Source organism: Vibrio sp. 10N.222.49.C12, from assembly GCF_041475025.1.
GTDB classification, from domain to species: domain Bacteria; phylum Pseudomonadota; class Gammaproteobacteria; order Enterobacterales; family Vibrionaceae; genus Vibrio; species Vibrio crassostreae_C.
In genome coordinates this window covers 42,142-56,577 of record NZ_JBFRVF010000013.1, presented here as the reverse complement: position 1 = coordinate 56,577, position 14,436 = coordinate 42,142, and the positions used below count along the sequence as shown (strand labels likewise).

Below are 14,436 nucleotides of genomic sequence, written 5' to 3'. Positions count from 1 at the left end.
TCTTAAGATCCTGTCTATGAAGCAGTTCATGGATGCGAAAAAGCCAGTCGAACGTGTCGACTGGCTTTTCATTATAGGCTTCGCTAATTACTCATTAGGATATTATGAGCTTGGCGCTACTCGTTTATCTTTCAACTGATCAATAACATAGTCAGGAGCTACTTTACCTAGCTCACCTAAGCAATCATCGGTCTTTTCATTTCCGTAGCGCACATAGATATCGCATACCGCGTATAGCTGCTCTGGAGAACCAGAGATCAAATATGCTTTCTCGAACGATTTAGTCGACTTGTCGATATCCAACTCTTCTTGTAATACCCCATTTAGGTACCAGTAGTAGCTGTTATCTTTCGCTAGCTTCGCAGCCACTTCAATCTCTTTGGCTGCCGCAGTTTTGTCTTCAAGGCGAACCAGAGTCAACGATTTCGAATAATGCAGAGCGGCGTTGTTTGGCACGCTCTCCAAACCACGATCTAATACTTCGACTGCTTGCTTATCTTTGTTCTGAGCTCGAAAATTATCTGCGTAGCTCAACCAAACTTGCGCTTCTTTTGGATGCGTATTGATCAGCTCTAGATAAACCGTTTCCGCCTTATCCCAGTCATTGTGCCAACGAAGCACATCAGCAAACAGTAATTGGTACTTTTCAGATTCTTGCGTTTCCAAGAAGCTAATAAGCTCTATGACTGGTGGTTCAATTTGTGCTTTCTGCTCGTCATCCAATGCATTGAAGTCACGGACTAGGTTTGACGTTGCCGTATGGCGAACCATGGTATCGCTGTCTTTTAGCAAGGGGGAAACTAACGCCCAACGATGCTCAAGTTGGTAAGGTTCAGAACCGATAACCGCCGCTTCACGAACTTCAGGGTTTTGATCTTTTAAGCCTCTTGCCACCGCCACCAGCGCATTTTGGCTTGGATATGAAGCAAGCTCTTGCAGTGCACCAGTACGATTTTCAACAGATTGATTCTGATCTTGTGCCATGTAAGACAACTGTTGAATGCGGGTTTGAGTGTCCGTCATTTCAAGCACTTGATTGATATTTTGTGCTGGCGCGTCAACCGTTTGTTGAACGCTATTCGCAGCCATCGCAGACGTTGAAATTAATGCGGACGTTGAAATCAATAAAGCAACAGCCGTCGCTAAACTCTTCTTCATCATAGTATTACCTTAAACTGGAGAACTTAGCCTGTCCTTAGACTCGTATCTGATTAAATTTATCTTGGACCTGTTGATCCAAAGAACGAGTTAAAACTTGGTCTCGAACGTAGCTTGTTGCGCCTGTTTTGCTCGATGCGCCATCAATACTGAGTCGCTGAATTTACCATGAGCAACCGGATGCCCCATCGCGCGAGCGATGTACGCCATCGACTTATCGACATGAGAAAAGAACTTATGCCAACCAGCACATAAGTAGTTCAAACCCGGTTCGCCTGCACGAGTTTTGATAAAGCGGTTCTTAGGGCACTCACCATGACAAGCGAACTTGTAATCACACTGCTGACATTGACTGGTCAGTGTGCGGGATTTAGCAAAACCAAACTTTTGCTGTGGTGCGCTGTACGCCAAATCATCAAGTTTCTCGTGATGAATATTACCAATCTTGTATTCAGGGTAAACATAATGGTCGCATGAGAAAACATCGCCATTTGGCTCCATTGCCAAACCCTTTCCGCATATCTCGTTCAAGGTACACAATGGGTTCGGACGCCCAATCCATGTTTCTACGCTCGCTTCAAAATACTGAACAAACACCTTGCCGATGTCGTTTTTGGCCCACTCGTCAAACACAGAAATCAAGAAGTTACCCCAAGCCAAGTCCGACACACACCACGATTCCATGATTGAATCTTTATGGCCGGGGATCAGGCGTTTGTCGCCTTGTTTAAGCTGCTCGCTTACTTGGGATGTTTGTGGTGCAACTGTTCGGAACGTTTTCTGTTCAACGATAGGAATAAACTGCATTTGCGGTGACTTCACCACATCACGTAGGAAGCGATAGACCTCAAGTGCATTTTGACTGGTGAGGTTATTCACACAGGTAAGCGTTGCGAACTTCACTTGGTGTTTGTGCAGCAGCTCCACAGCCGCCATCACTTGTTTGAATGTGCCACGGCCAGCTCTGTTAACACGATAAGCATTGTGCAGCATTTCAGGACCATCAATACTCAAACCGATCAGGAAGTTGTTCTTCGCAAGAAACTCAGCCCAATCATCATTCAACAATGTACCATTGGTTTGTAAGTCGTTTGAAATCAATACACCTTCAGGTTGGTACTTTTTCTGTAGCTCAACCACGCGTTCAAAATACGCCAAGCCTAGCATGGTCGGTTCACCGCCCTGCCATGAGAAGATGATTTCTGCCGTGTTTTGACCTTCGATGTATTGTCGGATGTAGGTTTCTAACGTCTCATCATCCATTCTTGGAGAACTGCCTTTCTTGTACTCCAACAAATCTTGCTTACTTAGGTAGTAACAATATTTACAGTCAATGTTGCATGCTGCGCCAATCGGCTTAGCCATGACATGCAAGCGCTTAGACGCTTTACCGTTATATTGTGGACCTTGAGTAATATGCATGATTTACCTACCTATTTTAGTATTCTGGACCCATCATAATTCCTATTCGAACAGGTGACATGTTATACCCTTTATAACCAATAGGAATGACCTTAAACGTTAGAATTAGACCCTATTTCGAACATCTGAGGCACGTGATGAAATTTCTTAATTACAAACAGTTAGCAACAATTAGCAGCGTCACCATGACTATCCTTCTGAGTGGCTGTGCAAGCGTGCCTACACACCCCATCGCCCAACAAATTGACCAAGAGATGGTGTTGGTTGAAGGCGGCACATTCACCATGGGGTCGAACGGTCCAGAAGCGACCAAAGCAGAGCGTCCTGCACGTAATGTAACTGTAGATAGTTTCTATATTGCGAAGTTCGAGGTGACTCAAGAATTGTTCGAATCGGTGATGGGTTCATCTCTCAGTTATTTCCAAAACCCACAAGTTCCGGTCAATAACCTTAGTTGGCAGCAAGCAAACTATTTTGTTGAGCAGTTGAATGAATTAACGGGTGAAGAATACCGTCTGCCTACTGAAGCTGAATGGGAATTTGCAGCCAAAGGTGGCAATAAAAGTAAAGGCTATACTTACAGTGGTTCCAATAACTTAGATGATGTTGCGTGGTACTCAGCAAATTCTAAAAATAGCGCACATCCAGTCGGGCTAAAGAAACCAAATGAACTAGGCTTATATGACATGACAGGAAACGTGGGCGAGTTTGTTATCGATGCCTTCGATGACACCTTCTACCGATTCGGTCCAACAGACAACCCTAACAACGCAAAACACAGCGACGTCGGTTTATCACACAAATCGGTTCGCGGTGGCAGCTTTGCTTATGACGAAAATGAATCTGAAAGTTACCGTCGTGACTTCGCAAGCCAATCGATCACTATGTCAGATATGGGGCTGCGTTTAGTTAAGGATGTGAACTAGCTAACGAAGCGAACTAACTAAAGATGCCGAAGGTTATGGTTCACTAATCGTCACCAACAATACTAAAAATACGATTCGCACTGCACACACGTTACAAATCTGGCCAAACGTTGGAAACCTGACCAAACATTAGAACTCAGCGGCAACAGTGAATAAGGAAACTCTATGCAATACACCAAGCTTTCAGGACTAACCCTCGCGTTACTCTGCGCTCTCCCAGCTTCAGCTGAGGAAAAGCCAAATCTAGTCCTTCAAATCACGGTAGATGGCCTGCGCGCAGATCTAATCGAACGATATAAGCACAACTTCGGTGAAGGCGGTTTCCGGTACTTAATGGATGATGGTACCTACTACACCAACGCAAACTACCAACATGGCAACACGGAAACGATCGTGGGCCATGTGTCTCTTGCAACAGGTGCTCCACCGAGCGTACACGGCATGGTAGGTAACGTTTGGTATGACCGTAGCGAAGAACGTTTGGTGTATAACGTAGAAGACGGTAACTACCAAATGCTGACCTCTGGTGCAGGTGTCGATAAAGCAACAGAGATCGACCCAACGCAGAAGACAGCACAAGGCGATGGCCGCTCTCCAGAGCCAATACTCTCCACCACGTTTGGTGACGAACTGACGATTTCCAATAGTGGCAAATCAAAAGTATTCGGTGTATCAGTGAAAGACCGCGGCGCAATCTCATTGGCAGGACACAGTGGTAAAGCCTTCTGGTTCTCCAAAGCACAATCGGAGTTTGTCACCAGTAACTATTACTATGACGAGTATCCAGATTGGGTATCACGCTGGAACGAGAAAGCGATTGCTGCTCAGTATTCCAAACAGAAATGGGAGCTCTCATTACCGCGTGATAAATACACGTTGCAAGAACACGATACCGAACACAAAGTGAAACTCGGTGACTTCCAACGCACCTTCCCTCATCCTTATGGCCCGGCAAGTTACAAGTACTACAGCACAACGCTGACCGTCAGCCCTGCTGGTGACGAAATCACGGAAAACTTCGCTAGCACCTTGTTGATGCAAGAGAAGCTTGGCCAAGGCGACGTGACCGATTATCTGTCAGTGAGTTTCTCATCAAATGACTACGTGGTGCACCTTTACGGCCCTGAAAGCCTAGAAACAGAAGACAACCTTATCCGACTTGATAAGACTCTCGCTAAGCTTTTCAAAACCGTGGATAACCAAGTCGGGCTAGAAAACACATTGATTGTGCTGTCTGCCGACCACGGCGTTCCTGAATCTTCACCTGCGGCAAATGCGCTTGGTTTCAATCAAGCTCAATACTTCAATAAAGACACACTACTCTCGAGTGGTGTTGAGAAACGATTGAAGGATGAATTTGGTTTAACCAAAGACGCGATTCGCTTGTACGCACAACCTTACATCTATCTGAATCATGATCTGATCGCTGAGAAGAAGCTTGATCTGGCTAAGGTCCAAGAAGCTATTGCGGATGAAATTGCAAAAGTGAAAGGTGTTGCGTTTGCTGTATCAAGTAGTGACATTGCGGCTAACCGAGTACCGGATACGCATGTGATGCAGCTAATTAAAAACAACTACCACCCTGCTCGTTCTGGCGACGTGTACGTAGTATTTGCACCGCGCAGCTACATTAACGACATGGAAGGCCTCCAAATTGCCTCTACACATGGTTCTCCGTGGAAATACGACACTCATGTGCCTGTGATCTTTGCAGGCTACGACGTTGAAGCTAAGAAGGTATCGCGAGCAGTCACGCCATATGACATTGCGCCAACGCTTTCGAACAAACTGGGTATCACCCAACCAAGCGGGTCAATCGGAGAAGTGCTGCAAGAGATCACTGAGTAGACTCAATCTCTAAGGTTTCGTGAGCTAGATTTCGAATCCAGCACCCACTCAATAAAAGAGCCGTTTATCTGTTTCTGACTCACTAGGTCGAACCTCTTTTTCAGCCCAACTTTCTGCTCTTAAACCTTATCGACTGTATCCGCCCCATGAACCCACGGGACGATATTGTTAATACGTGAGCGCCGCAATCACACTGTTAGCGCTAAGGAACCTTTGAAACCGTCACCAAAGCTCACTCATAATAAGCTATTATTTACAGTAGATTTCGGTTAATTTTCCAAAGGCCATTATGAAAAACAAACTGAGTTTAGCAATTCAAGCATACTGCAACTGGATTGATTCAAACATTATTGAAATTGCTTATGTCGGTTCCATTCTAGTTGTGATTCTAACGCTCATCATCAATCTTATTTAGGCTTCCATTTCCTAAATATTAGTTTCCTTTACTCATTACCGAGCTTTTCTAAAAGCCTCAGAGTTAAATCAATCACCTCATGGATTTGGAGTTTTACGCCTTCAAATAGCTGCATGAGCGGATCTATTTTTGAGGTTGCAGCTTCAACAATGACTGATTTACCTCAACGATAAACTGATAACCTCTCATTCAATGAATCCTATCTTTTTAACCATTGCCTTGTTCGTTTGTAGGGGCCCGTCCTCTATACACGACTATTGGTTACGCTTGAATTAGGATACTATTGAATTAGAATGCCCCTCAAACATATATCGCCTTGTTGATTGAGAAACAAACAGAATGAAACAAACAAATCATATCGAACAATGCCAGCAAGAAATTTTGAGCTTTTCTGACCGATTACATCAATCTGGTTGTGCGCCTTACTCGGTAGCTCAATACACTCAAGCTTATGCAAAACGCCAGAACATTGAAGTCTCTATTGATGTGACCCCGACAAAAGTCATCACTATTTTTGAGCAACCCACGCAAAAAGTCGTGATGGAAAACAAAAAACCACCCTCGGTTAACTTACGTGATTTAGTCGCAACGCTTAAAGGGTTTTCGACTCATTCCCATTACGAAGGTTCAGAAACCTACTCGAATCGTACCTTGTGCTTTGCCAATTTATTGCTTCCGCCATGTTATTTAATGTTAGTTGGCAGTACTTATCTGGCGGTCGGTTTATCCATTATTCTGGGCGCTATAGCCTGGCTAGCACAAATTTTCCTGACTGGGCCAAGAAGCATTCTTGTCGAGTTCTTTGTCGCCTTAGTAGCCAGTTTTTTAACCGGTATGATAGCGGCACAGGTTCCCGGCTTACCAACATTGGCACTGTGCATTTCTTCCATTGTCCTTTTTATTCCTGGGTTAACCGTCACCAACGGCTTAGCCAGTCTTGCTCTCAATGACTTTCGGTCAGGTATCGAACTGCTTGCACAAAGCGCACTCATAGTAATGAAAATATTCATCGGCATTGTTATGGGGTTAGGCTTAGCCAACATAATCAATCAACCATTATCGGTACCGGTATTTATTGATGAAATCCCATTCGTTCTTCATGTCACCGCACTGATCGGGATTTCTGTCGCTATTGGCCTTATTTTCAACGCAAGTATGACAGAAATTCTCTTAGGCCTTCCTGTCGCGGCAATTGGCATGTGGGGGCCACATTGGTTTACTTCCGATTGGGTTGTAGGTACATGGGTAAGCACAATACTCATTACGCTTTACGGGTTGGGGATGGGAAAATTGCGTCACGTTCCACCACTCATATACATTATTCAAGGGATCATCATTCTTGTCCCCGGTAGTCGAATCATTGTCGGAGCAAGTGAGTCCTTCTTTGCGACCTCCATTTTACCCATTCCGAATATTGGTCTGTCCGCCTTGCTGATGTTTGGCGCGATTATGGCGGGACAAATCATGGTTTATTCTATATTTAGTCGTCATTTTGATTCCATCATTGAGGACTAACCATCGAGCTAACAATCGCTGATCAACACGCCCCAATAACCCACGATTGAGTCTTTATCTGCTTTTTGACGTTAACCGATTCTGAGAAGGTACTGATGAACAGAGTCTCGAAAATCGATAAGACTATTTTGTTTCAGATGGCGAGGAGAATGAGCAATATGGATTTGGAAAAACCGAATAGAATCGAAAGTAGCCAATAATTCAATAAGATAAGGATGCTTAGGATGAGTCAATGCAAAGTAGGCAGAGGTAAGCTAGGTATAGGCAAGCGCTAGGTTGATAGGCTTGCCATCTACTCCATTTCCGTTCTAACTACGCCACCAGTGCGTTCAGTTTTTTACGCATACTCTCTTTATCAAGGCCACCTTTAGGTCCAATGAAGACTAACCGTGACGAACGAGATTCATCATCTTCCCATGCATCTCCAACCGTCACATTGGCTCGCTGGCCCGTGCACTGAAATACACAGCGATGATCAGGACGATCGGTTAAATTTAAAATACCTTTCATGCGATAAGCATCAATTGAAAACTGTTGCAGTAGAGGATACAAACTTTGTAGATTAAGTGGTTGATCAGTTTCAAAGCTGAATGTTTCGAAATCATGGTTCACGTGATGACAGTGCTCATCATGACAATCATGGTGCTGGCATTCCTTTTGATCAGCCGCTATTTTGTTAGTGACAAAGCGCGTACTTTCAGGGGCATCAAATAAGATAGGTAAATCCACTTCGCCGAATGAAATATCAATCAATTTAGCAAACGGAGCTTGTACTCGGCACCATGCTTTGACTTGCTCTAGTTTATCAGCATCGACTAGGTCAACTTTATTAACCAGAACAATGTCAGCCACTTGAATTTGCTGCTTCGACAACGTCTCCATTGGGCCTTCTAGCCCTAAAATGTTTTCCGCATCGATCGTCGTCACGATTGCATTTAAAGGTGCGTGTGCTTGCAGTTCCGGATCTTCAAATTGAAGTGCCACTTCTTTGGGTTCTGCGATACCTGAAGTTTCAACAATAATATGGTCTGGGCGTTCCTCTAATGCGAGTAAACGCATTACCGAAACGACTAGTCCTTCTGCAAGGTTACAACAGATACAGCCATTCTCTAGGCTGATCATATTTTCACTTTCAGATTTAACTAACTCCGCATCAACATTGATTGATCCAAAATCATTGACGATCACAGCCATGCGCATTCCATTTGCATTGGTTAATATATGGTTTAGTAGGGTCGTTTTCCCTGCTCCTAAAAATCCGGCTAAAATTGTTACTGGAATAGGCTTCTTGCTCATAGCATGCTCTCTTTCGATTTTCGTTGTCTATATTTACTCGGTAAGCAATAAAAAAGGTTGAGCTAATGCCCAACCTTTTAAGTCAGGATAACTTAGCCCGTAACTTTGTTGCGAACCGCTTCACCTGGGTTTGAATCTAACAACATTTCACCAGCTTCAATGATAGGTGTCCCGTTTACAAGTACGTATTTCATGCCTGTAGAAAGGGCATTTGGTTTATCAAATGTTGCAACGGCTTTTACTTCATCAAGTTTGAAAATAGCTAAATCAGCATCTTTACCTACTTGAATACGACCTTTATTTGCCATTTGTGGAACAGCATCCTCAAGAATACGACATGCGTTTAAGCTAGTTCTTTCCATCGCTTCTACTAGTGTTACCGCTTTGTATTCCTCGACATATTTTTCAATAAAACGAGAGAAACAGGCAAGTGAGCGAGGGTGAGCTATTGCGTTGCTTGGAAGTGGCCATACATCACCTTCAATTAATACGCCTTTATCATCCATCCAAGGCATTGCATCTGAAGCGATAGCTGCACCTGGGAATAATACTGAACGGTCCATTTTAGCGCGATCTTCTTTGTTCTCATCGGGTTTTAAGAAGTGCATGACAACCACGGTACCGGGCGCTGATGCTTGTAGTTCAGTGACTTTTTCTTGGTTTAGTGCTTTACCATTCGCTTCCATGTAGCTAGCGCTTGGTACACCCCAACGTTGTAACCAATCGTCACCACGGAAAACTTCTGCGCCAATAACGGAAGAGCCAGCACCATAAGGATAAGCTTCAGTAGTAACGGCTAAACCTTGATCAATGGCGGATTGAACTAAATCGGCACAATCTTCGATATCTTGTACTGACGTGCTGTTGAGGTGACAAATGTGCATGTGTGCACCCGTTGTCGCCGACAGACTAATGAGTTCTTGGTATGCTTCAAAGCTTGATTGTGGCTCTGCGCTGTTTAGGTAACGAACGTGAGTGTAGGTTGGTACTTCATAGCGTTTTGCTAGTTTAGCAAGATCATAGTACTCTTTGTGGCCATAACCTGGTGCGTAACCCGCGTTAATACCAATGCCTAAGCCCCCCTCTTTAAGACCTTGCTCAACCGAGCCCAGAATTTGTTTTAATTCATCTGGGGTTGCTAGGGTATTTTGCCAATTGTTTTTAGAAAAAGCTTTCTGGAACCAAACAATCGTACCATCAGGAGCAGGCATCGTAGGTTCTTTTGCTTGAATACGAGCGTAAGTCCATGCTACAGAAGCGCCGTAATTAATCGGGCGACCTTCAGCAGCAGTAATATCGTAGTACGTTCCGATTGGGAATAGACCAGATTCCATCTCAAGAGCGGTGGTTACGCCATCGAATGCTTGAGCACGGGCAGCAGGAAGTTGTTGTCCGTGAGCGTGCATATCGATAAAGCCAGGTGCAACCACGAGACCTTCAGCATCGATGATTGTTTTGCCTTGCAGCTTTTTGTCTGAGATTGCAGCAATACGCTTACCTTTAATACCGACGTTACGAATTGCGTCGAGTCCAGTTTCAGGATCAACAACACGGCCATTTTCGATAACGATATCAAATGGCCCTTTCTCGTTAGGCATCAGTTTGATGTTTTGGCCAACCAGTTTTTCAGGGGCTGCATGTAAAACAGAGGCAAAAGGCAGTGCCGCAGCCCCAACCGCTAACTTAGTCAAAGTCGAACGTTTATCTGTATCGACACCATCAAGTAATACTTGCGTAGCGTCCAATTCATTTGGGTCGTAATTTTTCATATTGATACCTGTTATGTTTGTTGTAAAAGAATATTAGTTCATGATTGCTATGAAAACTATGCTGCATGTAGAAAAATCAATCGATTGACTAACACCCACCTTTCCATCATTAGAATCCACTGCCAACCGTTATATAAAACGCGCTGTCAACGTCACTAAAAGCGAGGTCTACCCCCATGTGTAACCCATATCGGCAAGCTATCTGATAGCGAAATCCAGCACCATACGCATCGACACTTTCATCGTCTGACAGACTGCCCTCTACTGTCGCTTTACCCAGGCCATAAAACGCAGAAACGGTCCAACGATTATCGATCGCATTATCGTATTCCGCGACAACACCCAGCCCAGAGGTCACCGAGCTTTGGCCCATAAAATATTGAATAACGCCATTGATAGCGTTATTCACATCTTCATTACTGGTCTCAAACTCTACCGATCTCTGGCCAATAATCTGTTTCACACCCAGCATCAATGGTGTGTTTGCCACTCGAAACTGGAGCTGCTGAAGCGCAGCGACTCCCGAGTTTTTTGTGCCGAATTGAATCGTTTTGTTGTACGACGCACCTATACTGAACTCTTTGAAAATATCGAGGTTCGCCTTTCCAGCGCCAACGCCACCCGTATATCAAATGGTATCTTTTAGCCACGACGGTATCACCGTTAATATCGGTATCAGAACCTGCGCCATATTCAAAGTCCCCACCATGAATAAAGACATACACGGGTAATGACTCTGAACCATTGATCTCCGAAGGACGCCAAATATTAAGATTCAAGCAATCTTCAGATTGCTCTTGCTGGGTTATTTTAAGCTGTGGGCACACGGCGCCAAATTGTGTCGCATCTATAGCGCTATCAGCATTGTGTTCTAATTGACGGAGTGACTGTGCTGAAAACGTTGTTGATCGGCGTAAGTGATTCCTTTAAACGCTTCAATGGATACGCGTTGCTCGTCACCTGCTAAGGTATTGATCACAACAGACTCTCTATTTGCGAAAAGAGTCGCGTCCCCGATGGATACTGAAACCTGCTCTGTTGGTAATGTCTGAAGCGGTTCTGGCTTAATAGGACGTGAGCTGGTTTCATCACTACCCCACGCAGAAAGAGCAACAGTGATAGCGATAACCATGAGTGAGCGATGCGTTAAATTCATGGTTGTACCCATAAATGTGTTCGGCCATCTGACCTGATATTGGTATCATCAAACCTGAGAATCCCTATGCTCAGCCATGCTCATTTCTGGAGTATTTGAAGTATTTTTTCTTTATGGTGCGATATTAATTCACTCTTTAAATTTGAATAAATCGCTTATGCAGGACGTGGCCCTACATATATTCACTACCGTGAGTGGATGTCGCTTTTTATTTATCACAAAGACTTCTTGTTGTACCTTCTTTGGCTGACTATCTAGGGTTGATAAAATTTCAACGGGTTCTTGAAACAGCTCTATAGGGGGTTGCTGTGACTCTCCTTCTGAAGCTTCAAACTCATCAAAGAACCCAAATATGTTATTAGAGTCCGATGGCATAGTTAGCACCAAACGTAAGTTTCGAGGCCAAAGCCAATATTGTTGAGGTCTGTTTTGACTTGACCCGAAGAGGTCCAAGGTAGAAGTGCGTCGATATCAGGCTCTGCTTTCGCCAGCTCTTTCATGCACTTGACCATGTAGTCTTAGAGGATAAGACCGTTGGCTTTCGCGGTCTCGATGATGCTGTAAAGCATCGCGCTCGCATCAGCACCGTTTGGTGTGTTGGAGAATAGCCAATTTTTCCTGCCAATAACCAGCGGTTTAATTGCGCGTTCAGCGCGATTATTCTCGATAGATAAGTGACCATCGTCGATATAACGAATGAGTTTAGGCCATTGCCCGAGCTAGTACTTTATTGCTTTGCCTAGTGGGCTAGAGCCTATCACCTTCTGGGTTGTCATCCATTGGTAAAGATCATCCAGTATCGGCTTGGCATACGCTTAACGCTCTGCTTTGCGTTCTTCGGCAGGCGCACCTTTTAAGCGTGATTCTATCCCGTAGAGCTTTTGGGGTTTAGCCAGCACTTTATCAGCCTTGCCCGATTTACCTTCCCCTTGAAGCTTCTTCGCGTCCATGAACTTGCGTTAAGCACCCCACATTAGTGACGTGATGCAGACCATGATAAGCCGTGTAGCCATCGGTTTGTAGATAACCGTTGTAGTCACCTAAAAAGTCCACGGGGCACACCCTCGCGCGACTGTTTTGATAGTCGTACAAGGCGATTTTTTCACATTCGGCAGTGCCGCTTCGGGCGAGTCAGCGCCTGAGCAGTAAAGCCACATATAACACTGCTTCTCTTCTTTGAGCACATTGAGCGGCGTTTCATCCGCTTGAACCACCACTTGTTGAAGTAGGTGCTCTTTCAAGGCGGCATACAGCGGGGCGAACTTCTCACTGACTTGGATGACCCACCTAGCCATGGTGGCGCGTGATAGCTCGATACCCGACTGGGTAAACAGCGATCATCAATCAATGCATTGGGTGCTAACTCTTGTCCTCCACCCGCTAAGCGACCATTACAAAAAGCACCAACAAGGATCTCGCCGGTAAAGCTGCCTTTGTCTATGGGCAACGTGCCACTGTAGGGCTTAAAGCCAAGTGCTTTCACCACACCTGTTAGTGTATACGCACCGCCACCGAGAAAATCTTTAAGCTCGACTGGCGTTTCAGCTGTGACTTCAGCACCAAAACCCGCCGCAGCGACATTCATAAAATAGCGGTCATTCGCACGCGCGCTATCCACCGCAAACGCCTTGCCTTCCAGCGCTAGTTCAAAAGCACCCGAAATATCGTTAGGTATTCCCGTTGCGGTAGCAAAATCATTCGCAGTGCCCATTGGGATAAGCGCCAGTTGTGGTCTTTCACTGACACGGAACTGGTTGAGCGCGTTAACGGCTTCATTCACCGTTCCATCGCCACCGACAACAATCAGACGCTTAACACCATCGCATATTGCCTCGCTTACCAAACGAAACATGTCCGACGATTCCCAAGTCACTCTAACTTGCAGGTCAATATCATTGTCCCTCGCCGCAAAGATGGCTTGCCTTAATTCCGGGATATTGGCTTTCTTTCCGTTTAAAATCACGCGAATGCTGTCCATGGCGATGTCCTTGTATAGGCTAACTTGATAACTCTTTTGCTGCCGCTTTGATCTTAGCTCGTAACCACTTATGGCTTGGTTCATTAGTACGGCTTGGATGCCAAATCATACACATATCGAGGTCTTCCAACTCGAAGGGCAATGGCAGTGTTTTTACCGCGTACTTTTCAGCAAAACAATGCACTGATGAAATAGGCATTACTCCGATGTACTCAGAGCCTTCGATAACAGGAAGCATCTCTACAACGCCCGCTGCGCGATACACGATTCTACGTTTCTCAAGGTCACTATAGTGCTCAGAGCTTAATAAGCTTTTGCGCGCATGCCACCTAGAGACCACCACATGCTCGAGTGCTAAGAACTGTTCCATATCGATGGTATCGCCAACCGTAGGATGATCACTACTACACACCACCACCAGCTCTTCTGTAGAAATCACCTCGTGCTTAAGCATGGTTCTTCCTTTAGGCGTCATATCAACAATCACGTCGTGTCTTTGCAGCCTTAAATCAGACTCATAGTCTTCGGTAAACAGAGGATGAACCTCTAACGCGATACCTGGTGCGACTTGGCTGATTAACCGCATGACTTTTGGCATCATTTCGTAGCTCGCCGCCGAGACGCAGGCAATGGAAAACACGCGGCCTGAGGTTTTAGGATCGAAGTCTCTTGATGCGGATAAGGTAGAAGTAAAGTTTTTAAGTGCAGCGGCCATTGCAGGATAGATATCAATAGCGAATGTGGTTGGCTCTACGCCTGATGTGGTGCGATGAAACAGTGGCTCATCATAGATATCTCTCAACCTTGCAAGTGCTTTACTCACTGCTGGTTGGCTTATATCCATGCGATTAGCAGCTCTAGATAAGTTCTGCTCTTCATAGATAGCAACAAATATAGGAATTAGATTTAGTTCGGTACTTTTCATACAGTTCCATATTAAAGAAGCAGGTTCC

12 protein-coding genes and 1 pseudogene are annotated in these 14,436 nt (G+C 44.9%); 3 read left to right on the top strand and 10 right to left on the bottom strand.

Going from position 1 to position 14,436, the window contains the following annotated elements:
- Nucleotides 1-102: 102 nt before the first annotated feature.
- Nucleotides 103-1,161 carry a HEAT repeat domain-containing protein gene (locus AB4583_RS04250; protein WP_017060468.1) on the bottom strand — a complete coding sequence of 353 codons (1,059 nt, stop codon included), beginning with the start codon at nucleotides 1,159-1,161 and terminating at the stop codon, nucleotides 103-105.
- Nucleotides 1,162-1,248: 87 nt separating this feature from the next.
- Nucleotides 1,249-2,580 carry an anaerobic sulfatase maturase gene (locus AB4583_RS04245; RefSeq protein WP_372116554.1) on the bottom strand — a complete coding sequence of 444 codons (1,332 nt, stop codon included), beginning with the start codon at nucleotides 2,578-2,580 and terminating at the stop codon, nucleotides 1,249-1,251.
- A 137-nt stretch (nucleotides 2,581-2,717) separates the two neighbouring features.
- Here AB4583_RS04245 and AB4583_RS04240 point away from each other — a divergent pair, with 137 nt between their 5' ends.
- The 3 genes from AB4583_RS04240 to AB4583_RS04230 all read left to right on the top strand — a co-directional run bounded on the left by AB4583_RS04240 (nucleotide 2,718) and on the right by AB4583_RS04230 (nucleotide 7,284).
- On the top strand, nucleotides 2,718-3,506 hold the full coding sequence (locus AB4583_RS04240; protein WP_017060470.1) for an SUMF1/EgtB/PvdO family nonheme iron enzyme: 789 nt from the start codon (nucleotides 2,718-2,720) through the stop codon (nucleotides 3,504-3,506).
- Between the two features lie 165 nt (nucleotides 3,507-3,671).
- Complete coding sequence (locus AB4583_RS04235; protein WP_102332856.1) at nucleotides 3,672-5,354, top strand: alkaline phosphatase family protein; 1,683 nt, start codon at nucleotides 3,672-3,674, stop codon at nucleotides 5,352-5,354.
- Between the two features lie 754 nt (nucleotides 5,355-6,108).
- On the top strand, nucleotides 6,109-7,284 hold the full coding sequence (locus AB4583_RS04230; protein ID WP_017062006.1) for a threonine/serine exporter family protein: 1,176 nt from the start codon (nucleotides 6,109-6,111) through the stop codon (nucleotides 7,282-7,284).
- 312 nt (nucleotides 7,285-7,596) lie between these two features.
- Here AB4583_RS04230 and AB4583_RS04225 read toward each other — a convergent pair whose 3' ends face one another.
- The 8 genes and pseudogenes from AB4583_RS04225 to AB4583_RS04190 all read right to left on the bottom strand — a co-directional run bounded on the left by AB4583_RS04225 (nucleotide 7,597) and on the right by AB4583_RS04190 (nucleotide 14,408).
- Complete coding sequence (locus tag AB4583_RS04225; protein ID WP_065584640.1) at nucleotides 7,597-8,580, bottom strand: GTP-binding protein; 984 nt, start codon at nucleotides 8,578-8,580, stop codon at nucleotides 7,597-7,599.
- Between the two features lie 92 nt (nucleotides 8,581-8,672).
- Complete coding sequence (locus AB4583_RS04220; RefSeq protein WP_372116552.1) at nucleotides 8,673-10,349, bottom strand: amidohydrolase family protein; 1,677 nt, start codon at nucleotides 10,347-10,349, stop codon at nucleotides 8,673-8,675.
- 109 nt (nucleotides 10,350-10,458) lie between these two features.
- Nucleotides 10,459-10,839, bottom strand: coding sequence for a hypothetical protein (locus AB4583_RS04215; RefSeq protein ID WP_372116556.1), 381 nt, complete (start codon nucleotides 10,837-10,839; stop codon nucleotides 10,459-10,461).
- Nucleotides 10,775-11,176 carry a carboxylesterase family protein gene (locus AB4583_RS04210; RefSeq protein ID WP_372116550.1) on the bottom strand — a complete coding sequence of 134 codons (402 nt, stop codon included), beginning with the start codon at nucleotides 11,174-11,176 and terminating at the stop codon, nucleotides 10,775-10,777. The genes AB4583_RS04215 and AB4583_RS04210 overlap by 65 nt, the downstream gene beginning before the upstream one ends.
- Nucleotides 11,177-11,220: 44 nt before the next feature.
- The gene (locus AB4583_RS04205; protein WP_017062010.1) at nucleotides 11,221-11,505 is read right to left on the bottom strand and encodes a hypothetical protein; all 285 of its coding nucleotides are present in this window, start codon (nucleotides 11,503-11,505) and stop codon (nucleotides 11,221-11,223) included.
- A 377-nt stretch (nucleotides 11,506-11,882) separates the two neighbouring features.
- A pseudogene (gene tnpC / locus AB4583_RS04200) lies at nucleotides 11,883-12,842 on the bottom strand (IS66 family transposase); the annotation flags it as partial.
- Nucleotides 12,743-13,483, bottom strand: a complete 741-nt coding sequence (gene yegS / locus AB4583_RS04195; protein ID WP_372116548.1) for a lipid kinase YegS — start codon at nucleotides 13,481-13,483, stop codon at nucleotides 12,743-12,745. The gene yegS and the pseudogene tnpC, both read right to left, overlap by 100 nt.
- Nucleotides 13,484-13,502: 19 nt before the next feature.
- On the bottom strand, nucleotides 13,503-14,408 hold the full coding sequence (locus AB4583_RS04190; RefSeq protein ID WP_017059228.1) for a LysR family transcriptional regulator: 906 nt from the start codon (nucleotides 14,406-14,408) through the stop codon (nucleotides 13,503-13,505).
- Between the last annotated feature and the right edge of the window lie 28 nt (nucleotides 14,409-14,436).